The organism is Bifidobacterium sp. KRGSERBCFTRI (genome assembly GCF_025908335.1).
Window position 1 is genome coordinate 895,468 of record NZ_CP109653.1, and the last position, 13,928, is coordinate 909,395.

General features: G+C 62.5%; 9 protein-coding genes. 3 read left to right on the top strand and 6 right to left on the bottom strand.

Annotated features, from left to right (window positions below; translation table 11 throughout):
* Positions 1-192 precede the first annotated feature (192 nt).
* Positions 193-1,479 carry a serine--tRNA ligase gene (gene serS, locus OGI63_RS03770; protein WP_004268644.1) on the bottom strand — a complete coding sequence of 429 codons (1,287 nt, stop codon included), beginning with the start codon at positions 1,477-1,479 and terminating at the stop codon, positions 193-195.
* A gap of 171 nt (positions 1,480-1,650) precedes the next feature.
* On the opposite strand from serS, the gene OGI63_RS03775 reads away from it, so the two are divergent.
* Both OGI63_RS03775 and pgm read left to right on the top strand, forming a co-directional pair.
* Positions 1,651-2,808, top strand: a complete 1,158-nt coding sequence (locus OGI63_RS03775) for a diacylglycerol/lipid kinase family protein (RefSeq protein ID WP_004268646.1) — start codon at positions 1,651-1,653, stop codon at positions 2,806-2,808.
* 159 nt (positions 2,809-2,967) lie between these two features.
* Positions 2,968-4,644: a phosphoglucomutase (alpha-D-glucose-1,6-bisphosphate-dependent) gene (pgm, locus tag OGI63_RS03780; RefSeq protein ID WP_004268650.1), complete on the top strand. Its 1,677-nt coding sequence runs from the start codon at positions 2,968-2,970 to the stop codon at positions 4,642-4,644.
* Between the two features lie 121 nt (positions 4,645-4,765).
* On the opposite strand, the gene OGI63_RS03785 is transcribed toward pgm, so the two are convergent.
* The 5 genes from OGI63_RS03785 to OGI63_RS03805 form a co-directional block, all read right to left on the bottom strand.
* Positions 4,766-6,313 carry an alpha/beta hydrolase family protein gene (locus tag OGI63_RS03785; RefSeq protein WP_012619709.1) on the bottom strand — a complete coding sequence of 516 codons (1,548 nt, stop codon included), beginning with the start codon at positions 6,311-6,313 and terminating at the stop codon, positions 4,766-4,768.
* Positions 6,314-6,415: 102 nt separating this feature from the next.
* Positions 6,416-7,036 (bottom strand): DUF4125 family protein, encoded by a 621-nt coding sequence (locus OGI63_RS03790; RefSeq protein ID WP_004268654.1) that lies wholly within the window; start codon positions 7,034-7,036, stop codon positions 6,416-6,418.
* A gap of 29 nt (positions 7,037-7,065) precedes the next feature.
* A complete protein-coding gene (locus OGI63_RS03795) occupies positions 7,066-9,198 on the bottom strand; it encodes a DUF4037 domain-containing protein (protein WP_004268659.1) in 2,133 nt (710 codons plus the stop codon).
* Positions 9,199-9,252: 54 nt separating this feature from the next.
* Positions 9,253-9,963 carry a LuxR C-terminal-related transcriptional regulator gene (locus OGI63_RS03800; protein ID WP_004268661.1) on the bottom strand — a complete coding sequence of 237 codons (711 nt, stop codon included), beginning with the start codon at positions 9,961-9,963 and terminating at the stop codon, positions 9,253-9,255.
* A 292-nt stretch (positions 9,964-10,255) separates the two neighbouring features.
* On the bottom strand, positions 10,256-11,716 hold the full coding sequence (locus tag OGI63_RS03805) for an ATP-binding protein (RefSeq protein WP_004268665.1): 1,461 nt from the start codon (positions 11,714-11,716) through the stop codon (positions 10,256-10,258).
* A gap of 113 nt (positions 11,717-11,829) precedes the next feature.
* On the opposite strand from OGI63_RS03805, the gene OGI63_RS03810 reads away from it, so the two are divergent.
* Positions 11,830-13,917, top strand: coding sequence for a PspC domain-containing protein (locus OGI63_RS03810; RefSeq protein WP_004268668.1), 2,088 nt, complete (start codon positions 11,830-11,832; stop codon positions 13,915-13,917).
* The last annotated feature ends 11 nt before the right edge of the window (positions 13,918-13,928 follow it).

Consider the following 13,928-nt stretch of genomic DNA (forward strand, 5'->3'; position numbering starts at 1 on the left):
AGCGTGCTGTTGTCTCTTTTTACGCAGAGTGAAGGCGAAGGTAAAGGTAAAAGTACGAGATATGCTGGGTATTTCTTGCGTAAAAGGGGATAGATTCGAGCTGCAGCTGTCTCCAATCACGCAAAAAGCGGGCATATGCGCCCGCTCGTTGCGAAGTATGCCGGCACAGATCATTGCCGGCTCAGGGGATGCTCAGGCCTCCCACTTGCGCGGCTCGATCACTTCCTTGCCGCCCATGTACGGACGCATGGCCTTCGGGATCTCGATCGAACCGTCGGCCTGCTGGTGGTTCTCGAGAATCGCCACAAGCCAGCGGGTGGTGGCCAAGGTGCCGTTGAGCGTGGCGACAGGGGAGGTGCCGCCGTCGGCAACGCGCTCGCGAATGTTGAGTCGGCGTGCCTGGTACTGCGTGCAGTTCGAGGTGGACGTGAGCTCGCGGTAGCGGCCCTGCGTGGGAACCCAGGCCTCGCAGTCGAACTTGCGTGCTGCCGAGGAACCCAGATCGCCCGCGGCCGTGTCGATTACGCGGTACGGGACTTCCACCTTGGCGAGCATCTCCTCCTCCATCGCGAGAAGCTTCTGGTGCTCGGCATCGGAGTTCTCCGGCTTGGCATAGACGAACATCTCCACCTTGTCGAACTGGTGGACGCGAATGATGCCGCTCGTGTCCTTGCCTGCGGCGCCCGCCTCGCGACGATAGCAGGAGCTCCATCCGCAGTAGCGCAGCGGACCGTCGCTCAGGTCGAGAATCTCGTTCTCGTGCATGCCAGCAAGCGCGACCTCCGAAGTGCCCACCAGATAGTCGTCGTCCGGCTCGCGCAGACGGTAGATCTCATCGGCGTGCGAGTTGAGGAAGCCGGTGCCGCGCATGACCTCCGGACGCACGAGCGTAGGTGTGATCGCAAGGATGAAACCGTGCTCCTGTGCCTGATCCACCGCCATCGTGAGCATGGCGATCTGCAGACGTGCCACATCGCCGCGCAGGAAGTAGAAACGGGAACCGGAGACCTTCACACCGCGCTTCATATCGATGCCGGCGACCTCCTCGCCGAGGGTGAGGTGGTCTTTCGGCTCGAAGCCCTCGGCTGCGAAATCGCGGATCTGACCGACCTTCCTCATCACCACGTAGTCGTCTTCGCCGCCTTCCGGCGCCTGTGGTTCCACGATGTTCGACAGCTGCCACATCGCGGTGGTGTACTGTTCGTCGGCGGTGTCGGCGCTTGCTTTGAACGAGGCGACCTGTTCGGAGAGCTCCTTGGTCTGCGCGATCAGCTTCGCCTTCTCATCCGGTGCGGCCTTGGCGACCTGCTTGCCGATCTCCTTCTGGCGGGCGCGGGCCTCTTCGAATTGCTTGAGCGAGGAGCGGCGTTCCTCGTCGGCACGGAGCACCTCGTCGACGAGTTCGACGGATTCGCCGCGTTTGCGTTGTGATTCCTTGACTACTTCAGGATGTTCACGAATGAATTGAATATCGAGCATAGTTCAACTCTAATGTGCAAAGCCGACAGATTGCAGCGTTTTTCACGCATGTTCGCGGGTGCGGCACGGGGGCGGTGATCCGTGTATTCGCCGCCGGTCTACACACCACCGCACGTGCCCGAAAGGTGCATTTGGTAAAATCGGGGATGCTGGCCTACGGGAAGGAGCGCAATGGGTGACAATCAGTGGGTGCTGATTCTCGTATGCATGATCGCCGCTATCATCGTGATCGTGGGGGCCGTCGTCGGCATTCGCATCGCGTTGCACATACGTCGTGTGGAGACGATCAAGAACGAACGCCGCAGGGACGCGGTGCATTATGCCTTCGTAATCAACCCGAGCAAGCCGACGGCCGGCGAGACGCGCGCGTTTATTGAGCGTTTCTGCACGAACCGTGGCATCGCCGACATCATGTTCATTGAAACGCAGCTCGACAAGGACGGCCGCGCCTGTGCGCTCGAAGCCCTCGAGCAGGGGGCGGACGTGGTGATTGCGGTGGGCGGCGATGGCACCGTGCGCACGGTCGCGAGTGCGATGGGCGGCACGAACCATGCCATGGGCATCATTCCGATCGGCACGGGCAATCTGTTCGCCCGAAACATGAACATTCCGGTGGGTGACCTCGAGGCGGCGATGCTGATTGCGATCTCGCATGGGTCGTACAAGGTCGACATCGGTCGACTGCAGCTGCTCGACCACCCGGAAGAGGATCATGCGCATGCCTTCCTAATCATCGCCGGCATTGGCTTCGATGCGGTGATGATCGACGACACCGACCCCAAGCTCAAGAAGAACATCAGTTGGCTCGCCTACTTCGTGGCCGGTGCCAAGCATCTGTTCGCCCCCAAATACCATGCGAGCGTGGTGCTCACCGGCGCGAACGGCGACCAGCATGTGCGCGAGGATGTCGAGTTCCGCACGTTCATGAGCGGCAACTGCGGCGAGATTCCGGTGTTCTCGCTCATGCCCGACGCCTCGTTCAACGACGGTCTGCTCGATTTCGAGGTGATCGACACGAACGGCGGCATCATTGGCTGGATGAATCTGTTCGGCGACGTGGTGCACCAGACGATCACGCGCAAGGCCCAGCAGAGCCCGCTGTCGGTGCATTCGACGATCGACCAGGTGCAGGGCGTGAGCGCCGAACTGCAGTTGGAGAAGCCGGTTCCCGCGCAGGTGGATGGCGACATGCTGAAACCGACCCGGCACATCCGTTTCTCCGTGGATCACAATGCGCTCATCGTGCGCGCGCCCGGGCAGGATGCCGAGATGACCGGCAATCTGCAGCCCGTTCGTGTGGATGCGAGCGGCAAGCCAAGATTGCGGTGATCGCAATCGGTGCGAAGGCGTGACATGCCACAGGTGTGCAAACGATTGCATATCTTGGCGTCGTTGGCTTTCTGTTCGGCGAATCCGCGGTAGACTGGAGTCAGCTCCCGCATATGATGTGCGGGATACGCAATCTGAACACTACAGAATGAGGAAAGTATGGTTGCAAAGAACGCGGGACTTCCCGCAACCCCAGCGGATCTGATCGATGTTGACGAAGTGGTCGGCGCATACTACGACGTGGTTCCGGATCCGTCCGTTCCCGAGCAGCGCGTGATCTTCGGCACCTCCGGACACCGCGGATCGTCGCTCAAGACGTCGTTCAACGAGGCGCACATCGTCGCAATCTCCCAGGCCATCGCCGAATACCGCAAGGCAGCCGGCGTGGACGGCCCGCTCTACATCGGTCGTGACACCCATGCCCTGAGCCTGCCGGCATGGAAGACCGCGATCGAGGTGCTCGTGGCGAACGGCGTGACTGTATGCATCGATTCGCGCGACGACTTCACGCCCACGCCGGTGGTCTCCCAGGCCATTCTCACGCACAACCGTGCCGCTGACGGCACCCAGCGCTTCGAAGGCCCGGGTCTGGCGGACGGCATCGTGGTGACGCCTTCGCACAATCCGCCCACCGACGGCGGCTTCAAGTACGACCCGGTCACCGGCGGCCCGGCTCCGGCTGACGTGACCAATGCGATCGCCAACCGCGCGAACGAACTGCTCGGCGACTTCCGCAACGTCAAGCGCGTGCCGTTCGAACAGGCCGTCAAGTCCGAGTTCGTCAAGCGTTTCGACTACCGCGAGCACTATGTGGACGACCTGAAGAACGTCATCGACTTCGATGTCATTCGAGACTCCGGCGTGCGTCTGGGCATCGACCCGCTCGGCGGCGCCTCGGTGAACTACTGGCCGCTCATCAACGAGAAGTACGGTCTGAACATCGGCGTGATCCGCCCTGAGGTCGACCCCACCTGGCGTTTCATGACAATCGACCACGACGGCAAGATCCGCATGGATCCCTCGTCGCAGTATGCAATGAAGGGCCTGGTTGACGCGCTCAATGCCGGTGCTTGGGACAAGTACGACCTGGTGGGCGGCACCGACCCCGACGCCGACCGCCATGGCATCGTCTGCCCGAACTGGGGCGTGATGAATCCGAACCATTACCTGGCCGTCTGCGTTGAATACCTGTTTGGCGGCAACCGCCCCGACTGGCCGGAGCACACCGGCGTGGGCAAGACGCTCGTCTCCTCCTCGCTCATCGACCGTGTGGCCGCCTCGATCGGCGCCCCGGTGGTGGAGGTGCCCGTCGGCTTCAAGTGGTTCGTCGACCCGCTGTTCACCGGCGAGATTGCTTTCGGCGGTGAGGAGAGCTCCGGCATGAGCTTCCTGCGGTTCAACGGCCGTGTGTGGACCACCGACAAGGACGGCATCATTCCCGACCTGCTGGCCGCGGAGATCACCGGCAAGACCGGCAAGAACCCGGCCCAGCTGCATCAGGAGCAGGTGGACCGTTTCGGCGAGAGCTGGTATTCGCGCATCGACACGCCGACCACGCTCGAGCAGAAGCAGAAGTTCGCCAAGCTCGACGCCTCCGATGTGACCGCCACGAAGCTCGGCGGCGAGCCGATCGAGCAGATTCTCACGAAGGCCCCGGGCAACGATGCGCCGATCGGCGGCATCAAGGTCGTCACGAAGGATAACTGGTTCGCTGCGCGTCCTTCGGGCACTGAGAACATCTACAAGGTGTACGCGGAATCGTTCGTCTCGCCCGAGACACTCGACAGCGTGCTCACGGAGGCCACCGAGGTGGTCGACAAGGCGCTCGGCGAGTGATTCCAAGACCGTTAGGTCTATAAACCTAATAAGCCTATAAGAGAAAGCGGGCTGCAGATGCACATATCTGCAGCCCGCTTTCTCATTCGGTCTTAGGCATGAATGCGCCTGCCGGCATGCCTCAGCCAATGAGGCCGAAGAACGAGCTGAGCACCAGCGCGCACAGCACGCTCACCGACAGGAGGGCGACGGTGGCGGTATGCCCGGAAGCCATGCGCATGGCCGTCTTCGGGTATTCCTTGTCGATGTTGCCGGGGCCGTAGAAGAAGAACATGCGCACCCACATCCAGCTGTTCATGACAATGAGCACCAGGCTGCCCAACCGCAGCATGCTCCAGCCGAAGGAGAGCATGGTGGCCTCATCGGTCAGCGAGAGCGCGGCCTTCGCGGTGAACGCGAAATAGCCGAGGAAACCGGCCGCGCATATCGGCAGCAAAACGATGTTCGTGATGATGAGCACTTTGGAAAGCATGGTGAAACGGTGCACCACAATGTGCCCGCTGTCATCAACAGTCTTCGCCTCCACCCGTTTGCGTGAGACGAATGCGCCTATGCAGAAGACGACCGTGAGCAGCCACGAGACGAGACATATCACGATGAGCACCACGAGCACCCAGACTGACGATACGAGACCGGAGGAGATGTTCTCCGGTATCGCATATTCCTGATAGGGGCGTGCCCCCGCGATGTCAGGCGTCAGCCAATCGTCCTCGGTCGCGCCGGCGGCAATCGCGTTGATCCAATCCTCGAGATTGTGGGTGTAGTCCTTGTCGAGCGGCAGTCCGGGCAAGGAGAGCGAGGAACCGGTGCGCATCTGGTGGTTGGCGGCGTAGTAGCGCACGAGCACGTTCGAATTGCCGGCGGCATGGGCGTCGCCGATCAGTTGGAGCGCGCCCTGTTCGATGGGCATGGCCGGGTCGATCGTACCGTAGTTGACGAGCAGCGGCATCGTGAGCGTATCACGGTATTCGGCTGTGTTGAAATCGGCATATTCAAGGCCGATCGGTGCGAAGTTGAGACTGAGCAGGCGCGGTATGATGTCGACGACGCCGCCTGGCGCGCCGATGATGTTCAGGTATTCAGTGGCCGCCATCGCAATCTGCTGGCGACCGGAATACACGGGCGCGCTCGTGAGCACCTGGAATGCGATGTGCCTATCCTTATGCGTCATCACCGAGGCGATCCATGTGCCTTCCGATTCTGCGTACAGGCCGACCTTGCGCGCGTCCACGCCCTGCTGTGCGCGCAGCAGATTGAGCCCTGCGAGGTAGTCTTCGGCGCTTGAGTCATAGTCGCGGCGCAACGGCGTGTAGTTGTCGAGACGCTTGTCTTGCACGAGCGTGGTGATGCCGGCCGAGGCCAGCGCGTTCGCAAGATCGGCGTACACCTCCTCCGCCTTGCCGGTGCCCGCACCGTGCACGAACACGCATGCCGCGCGGCCGCTGGGTGCATTCTCGGGCTCGCGCAGAATCGCGTTCACCGTCTTGCCGCCGGAGATGGGCAGCCGCAGACGAGTCTGCCTGACCTGGTAGGTGCCTTCCTGCGGGGTGGTGATGCCGCGCGCTTTGATCGCCGTGCTGCGCTCGGTAACCTGCAGATGCATGCTGAGCGGTTTCACCGACCATTTCGGTTCCATCGCGATGCCAAGTCCTGCGAACAGCGCAATCATGACGATGGACACGCCGAAGGTCCACGCAAGCTGTCTGAAAAAATGCTGCACAGTAACACTGTACCGATTCGGCAGATATTCCTCTTACCGCGACATGCGCGCCTATGCGCGACGCTGCGCCGCCTCCGCCTCGTCCAGATTCGTATAGCCCCCGAGACGCACCGTGTTGGCGATGATCTGCTCGGTCAGATTCTCCTGCCTGCGTTCGCATTCCCGCACGAACCGCTCGTACAGGTCGAGCGTGCGCTGCGAATATGTGGCCAATTCGCCGCGCAGGTACGTTTCGAACGAGGTGGTGGTCTCGCTGTCCTCGGCGGTGTCGAACACGCGCATACCCGCGCCAAGTGCGGGGTACCGGTCGGCGAACTCATGCGCCCATGCGAGCTGTCGCTTGATGATGCGTTCCTGCTGCGCGATGCGCGCCTCGGATAATCGCGGCAGATGCGGTTCCAGATCGCGCGCGTAGATCTCGGGCGCCGTCGACGCCATCATGCGCGCGTATTTCTCGGTGACGAGATTGCGTCCGCCCGCATCGGCCTCACGCAGGTCGGCAAGGTAGCTTGTCAGCAGCTCCTGCGGCCATGCGGCGAACTGGCTTGCGCGCATCACCTCGAACATCGGCCGGTTGCCCTGGCAGCTTGCGCGTCCACCTTCGTTGTTCGTGTGCTGGAACTGGTCCCATTCGCGTTCGATGATCGATTTGATCGTCTGCCGTGTGCTCATATCGCCGCCTTATTCCTTGCTTCGGTGGATTACAGACTGTGCAGGCAGGTCGCCGGCGACGTGATATGCGCCTCCACATACGGCCGCTGCCATTCGAGGAAGGTCTGCGGGGAATCGCTCAGGCCGAGCGCATTGAGTGTGTGGGTGATCTGTTCGCAGATTGTCTCGACGATCGCGTTCACTGTGTCGATGCTCGGTGCCGCGCCTTTGCCGCCTTCGCCGAAGCCCGCGCCGCCGAAACAGGCTGCGCTTGACAGACGCATCAGTTGCTCGAGCTCGCCGCAGATCTCGGTGAGCAGCATCGCCGGGCGTGCACTCAGCCGGCGCAGTGCGGCGAACCGCCACTTGTAGTACGGCGCATAGCCCACGCTCGCCGGGTTGTTCACCAGGAACACCAATGACGACGCGGCATCGGCGAATTGCTCGATGCAGAGCCACGCAGCGGCGCCGTCGCCGCGTTCGAGCATACGCGGCAGATTGTATTGGCCGGCCTGCGAGATCATGCCAAGTCTGCGCGAGATCAAGGCGAGCCGCACATCGTCGGGCATGCGGGTGAATGATTGGCGTGCACTGGAAAATGCGCCGAGACCATCCTGGAACACGCGTCCATTCGTGGCGGCCGCCAGCGTGCTCTCGTCGAGCGAGAGCCACAGATGCGGTTCGTCGTCGGCCGGCGCATGGGGCATACCGGTGAGCTGCGTGAAGAACGCGGCGATTTCGAACACGCCGTCACGGCGACCCTCACCCTGCGCGCGTGGAGTGGCGGCGGAGCGTGAAACACCGTGGAACATGCTGGGGAGGGCGTCATAATCTGCCTGCAGGCGCTCGCCGAACTCCGCATAGTCGTCAGCGGTGAGCCACAGGCACACGCGCGGACCGAAATCATGGTCGCGGGAGAGCGCGTCATCGAAACCGTAGCATTCGGAACCATGACCCACCAGCCCTGCGGCGATGCGATGCTTGACACTCGCATACCTCTCGTCGATCATCGGTTTGACGAGCTCCTGCCAGTACGCTTTGGCGAGAGCCATGCCGGGTTCGGCGACGCGGAGTGCGGTGCCGGGGGCGAGCGTTCGCGGTGACGTGGAATGCTGTGCGGAGGCCTGCATTGTGGACGGCACGCTCGCATTATGCACCGCAGAACGGTGGATATCAGTGTGGACGGTGGATTGTGCGGGGGAGTCATCCACCGAATCATGTGGATTGTCGGTGGATTGCGTCAACTCGAGTTTGCGCTGCGCCTCCTGGAGATTCTGCGCGGTGACCCGATAGTAGTCGGTGTGCTCGCCATAACACCGGGCGATCACGTCAAGGGCGCGCTGGTATTGCCGCACGGCCTCGGCATAGTCTTCAGAGGCGAAGCTTACGTGGGCGGCCCCGGCCAATGCGGATGCATAGTGGGCGCTGGAGTCGGAACCGGCATGCTGGTAGATGTCGAGCGTGCGACGGGCGAGCGACTGCGCCTCTTCGAGTTCGGCGTCGGTGGGCTGATCCTCACCGTCGAGCATAGCGAGGGCGAGATTCGTGCAGGTGGAGGCGATATCCACGTCGGACTGGGCATCCACGCTCGAATGTTCGAGGATCCTCAGCGATTCGTGGAGTTCATCGATTGCCTGCCGCCTGCGGTGCGTCTGGCTGAACAGCATCGACCGGTTGTTGTGGAGGGCGGCAAGACGGCGATCGTCCGGCCCGTAGGTGCGGCGTGCCGCGTCGAGTGCCTGTTCGAACAGATCCTCGGCCTGGTCGAGATTGCCGGCGGCCCGTTGCGATGTGGCCGCGTTGATGAGCGTGGTGGTCCAGGCCTCGGTGCCTTCGAGGCCCATACGCAGTGCCAGCTCGATGGCGCGCTGGATGATCCACTGGTTCTCCTGATGACGCCCCTGCGAACGGTAGAATCCCATCGTCTCGTTGAGCACGGTGAGCAGACCCGCATAGTCCTGCGCGTTCTCGGCGTCGGCCATCGCCTGCTGCAGATACTCGTCGGCCTTGTCTTTGGCGGTATGCGAGGCGAACATCGCATCGAGTCCAGCAAGGAACTCGTCGGCGTCAAAGCTGGTGCCCGCGTTTGACGGACTCTTCTCCGACTCCTTCGACGCATCCGATTCGCTTTGGAATTGCCTGAGATTGCCGAGCATCCGCTCAAGATCACGTTGATCGTCCATGCCGCCTCGCTTCCGTGAACTGCTACCTTGCGATTCTAACCCGTGGCGGCAAACCTAGACGATATGGCGGTCGGCAGCCCATAGCGTGAGCTCGTTGCGGTTCGAGAGCTGCAGTTTGCGCAACACGTTGCTCACGTGGGTCTCCACTGTTTTCACCGAGATGAACAGTTCGGCGCCCACCTCCTTGTAGGTGTAACCGCGGGCGATGAGTCGCATCACCTCCTGCTCGCGTGTTGACAGTGAGTCGAGCTCGGCATCGTGCGCCACGGTGTCGCCGCCGGCAGCCGATTCATTGGAGGCGTCCATGCCGTCGCTCAGCGGCGCCCCCTGGAACGCGGAGAGCACGAATCCGGCGAGTTTCGGCGAGAACACGGCGTATCCGTCGCTCACTTGCTCAATTGAATGGATCAGGTCGTTGCCGGTGATTGTCTTCGTCACATATCCGCGCGCGCCTGCACGGATCACCGAACCCACATCCTGTGCGGAATCCGAGACCGACAGTGCCAGGAATGCCGTCTGTGGGGCATGGGGCTGGGACTTCCTCAGAATCTCCGCGCCACCTCCGCCTTCACCGCCTGGCACATGCACGTCGAGCAGCACGACGTCCGGCTGGGTGTCCGCAATCATCTCGATGGCGCTCGGCACATCCGCCGCCTGCCCGACAATCGTGAAATACGGCTGCAGCGTGGCGATCACCCCCGCGCGGAACATCTCATGATCATCCACCACCGCTATGCGAATGCCCTGTCGTTCCCGCTCGCTCATCGGCGCCCTCCGTTTTTCTCGTGCGCGTTCATATTCCTCTGATTCTGCAGTCTACCCGCCGCCTGCATTGCGTCGTCAACCGCCCGTTTGGGCTCCGCTTGTGTGATCTGCCCCGTCTATGTGATTGGCGGCTCGGCCTGCGTAATCGGGCGGCTCCACTTGCGTAATGTGGGACATCTGCGTGCCGAATCTGTCCCTTTTTACGCAGAGATGAGGTAGGCCGGCTGACGCAGGCTCCAGTTTGCGTAATTTGGGACATCTGCGCGGCGGTTTTTGTCTCTTTTTACGCAGATTAGGTGGATTGGGTGGATTGGGTGGATTGGGCAGGTCGTATGGGATCGCCCGATTGGGCGGGACGGTCGGTGGGGGAGTCCGACGTGCGCGAGGAGTCGAAACCCGCCTCAAGCGGCATATGCATGCGCACTTCAGTGCCCCAGTCGGGTCTCGACACAATCTCCACCGTGCCGCCGCGCCGGCGCACGCGCCCGATGATCGACTCGCGTATGCCGAGCCGTTCGGGCGGAATGTCGTCGATGTCGAACCCGTTGCCGTGGTCTCGCACAAACACCTCCACCTGATGCCGATCCGCCTCGCAATACACGGAGACCGGTTCTCCGCCGTGCGTGACGGCGTTGACCATCGCCTGCCTCGCCGCATCGAGCAACGCATCGGTCTGCGCACTCGGCCGCGCGTCGCCCACCGTGACCACCTCAATCGGCTTGCCATGCGTGTCTTCCACCTGTGCGGCGATCTCCTGCAGACCGGCGCTCACCGACCTGTCGCTCGTGGTCCGTTCCTGGTACAGCCAGCTGCGCAACTCGCGTTCCTGCGACCGGGCGAGCGTGAACACCTGCTGCTCATCGTCGGCATGCAGCTGAATCAAGGCGAGCGTCTGCAATACGCCGTCATGCAGATGCGCGGTCATGTCTGCCCGCTCCTCCTCACGCTCTTTGAGCGCGCGTTCCTGCCATATATTGCGAATCAGCGTCATCAGCAGCGGAATCAGCGCGCAGATTGCCGCCACCAGCAACGCGAATCCGCAGGCGATCGCCGAACCGAACGGCACGGCGCCATTCCTGGCGACCGTCTGTGCCACGAACACGAGGAATGCGGTGAAAATAAGGCCTTCGCCCACCAGCGTCAGCCATGCCTGCCCGTTGCGCGCGCGCGTGTTGAGCCACGGCAGGCCCATGCCCGCCAAACACGGCACAATCGGCAGCATCTGGCTTCCCGAGAATCGCATCACCGCGTTCAACCCGGATGGCAACGCGATGAGCACGACGCCGATTCCGGCGAATATGGCCGGTTTCGAGGCGTTCGCGAGTGTGCGGCGCACGGAGTCCTTGGCAGAGGGAGAGTCTGTAGACTGTTCCAATCCGGTGTAGGCATACCAGGCATCCTGTGCCGAGTCGAGCGTCTGCGATACGAAGAGCGGGCTTTCGGATTCACCCACGGAGGCGTTCCCCCTGGCAAGCGGTGCATTGCGTGAGCTGTGGGTGCCGCGCAACCGGGCAGCCTCGGCCACGGGATTCCCCTCGGGAATGGCAATCCACAGCGCCACATAGGCGAGCGCGCCCACGCCGAACCAGCATGCGAGCAGTACGAACACTATGCGCACCAACGCCACCGACACACCCAGATGCATGCTGATGCCGCGGGCCACGCCGGCGATCACACGACCCTGTTTGGGGCGCAAGAGCGGCAGCTTGGCGGGCAGTAGCGGGGGAGCGAGATGCTCGGGAATCTGACTCATGGTTCCATTGTGCCGCATTCAGGGGAGGTAGGGGGTGCCTCAGGTGGAAATCAGGGTCGGAATCGGGGTGTCCCCCGATGCCTGAGCAATCCGCCGTCTGCTGTAATGGAACCATGGGCAACGCAAACCACAATCCACAGCAGCCGCAGGGCGAGACCCTCGGCAACGGCCAGTCCGCCGGCCAGTACGGTCAGCCTGGGCAAGGCCAGTATTCTCACACCTCCTACAATGCCAACACCACCTACAACACCGACTATGAGAACGGGCGTCCCACGCCGAACGCCAACAACGGCGGCGAACGCCCTGAATCCTCGTTCTTCCGCTGGATTCGCGAAAGCGGCGTGCAGCGTACGAACAATCGCGTGATCGCAGGTGTGTGCGGCGCCATCGCGCAGGAGCTCGGCTGGAACGTCACGCTCGTGCGCGTGCTCATGGTCGTGTTGGCATTCATGGGCGGCACCGGCGTGTTCTTCTACGGACTCGCCTGGGCGCTGCTGCCCGATGAATCCGACGGGTCGATCCTGCTCGAAGACCTCATCCATGGGCACTGGAACTGGTCGTTCATCGGCGTGATCCTATGCATCCTGCTTTCGGGCGTGTTGGTCGTGCCGTTCTTTGGATTCCACGGTGCCGTGAACGTGATGCCGATTCTGCTTTCCGCACTGGCCATGTACCTCGTCATCGACCACGGGCGCCGCCGGTTCATGCGGCCGAACTCCATGAATGGCGGCATCGGTGGGAACGGCGGCAACACGGGTGGCTATGGAGGCCCGGCACCGGCTCCTCCCATGCCGCCGATGCCCAATGTGGGCGAGCGCGCCGCCGGCCCCTCCATGCCGGCGCAGCAGCCGGGCGCCTATCCGAATGCCGCACGGTATGGCATGCCGGCGGCCGCCCCGCAGAACAGCGGATACACGCAATATGCGCAGCCCGCGCAGCCCTTTCGTGGGGAACGTCCGAATGTGACCCAGCCAGAGTCGCAGTCGCCGGCGCAGCAGTCCGCTGACGCAGGTACTCCAACCGTCAATATGCCACCAGTCGCCGCTGGCAGTGCATCGGCGCAAGCGTTCCGGCCAGCGCAACCGCAGTCCGCAAGCCAGAGCGCATATCACTATACCTACCACTACGAGCCCAAGGACTACACCTATGAATACCGGGGCGCAACGAAGGCACGCCGTAAGCCTGCAGGGCCGGCGGTGGTGCTGCTGTTCCTCGGGCTCCTCATTGCGGGTATGGCGGTGGTGTCCCTGATCTGCGGTTCCGCCGGCAACGGCTCGTTCAGCACATTGTTTGGGGCGTCCCGCGGCGCGGTGCTGTTCATCGGCGGCGCATGCCTTGTGCTCGGTCTCATCATCGTCGCCTTGGGGTGTGCCGGCAGGCGCACCGGTGGCCTGCACCCCTTCGCATGGACGCTCATGTTCCTCGCCGTGATCGCCATGTGCTTCGGCGGTGCGGTGGGGGCCGCGAACTCGCTGAGCCCTTACTTGGCCAAGGATTACAAGCACGTCAACGTGGGCAAGACGCTGGTGATCGACTCGTCGAAGGCGAGCATGGAGACATTGCGCAAGGGCATCGCCGTGCAGGGCGAAGGCTACGCGAAATCCACGCTCACCATCGACCTGACGAAGTATACCGGGCACAACAAGGCGAAGCAGGTTCGTCTCAACGACGGGCAGACCAGGACCACGTACTGCCCAGTCGAGACGATTCCGATGACGGTCACCGATGCCAAGGTGATGGTCAAGATTCCCTACGGGTGTTCATGGGGTTTCAACGTATCGTCGGGCATGATGAGCACGTGGAATTCGATTGACGCCCAGGGGGGCCTGCTGGCCACCGGTGTGTGCAGCGAAGGCGATCGAGGCAACGGCTGGGACATTCAGGCCGGCCGCTCGGGCTTCCAAATCTCCGGTGCCCACCCCGACGGCAACGGCATCAGCTCGTGGTACAGCATGACTGGCGACATGAACGAGTTGTGCGAGAACGTCGGGGTTGACGACGACATGAACCACGCCGTCACGAAGAACACCGACCCGCGCGTCAAGCAGCTCGCCGAGAACGGCTATTACTGGCCGTGCCTCACCGACAATGCGAAAAGCGTGGCGCACACCGAACTCAACATCTCACCCCGCCTGCTGCGCAACGCCTCGGTGACGGTCTCCTACGGCGGCGATATCGCCGACGCCGCGAAGAAACACTGATTGAAAGGAGC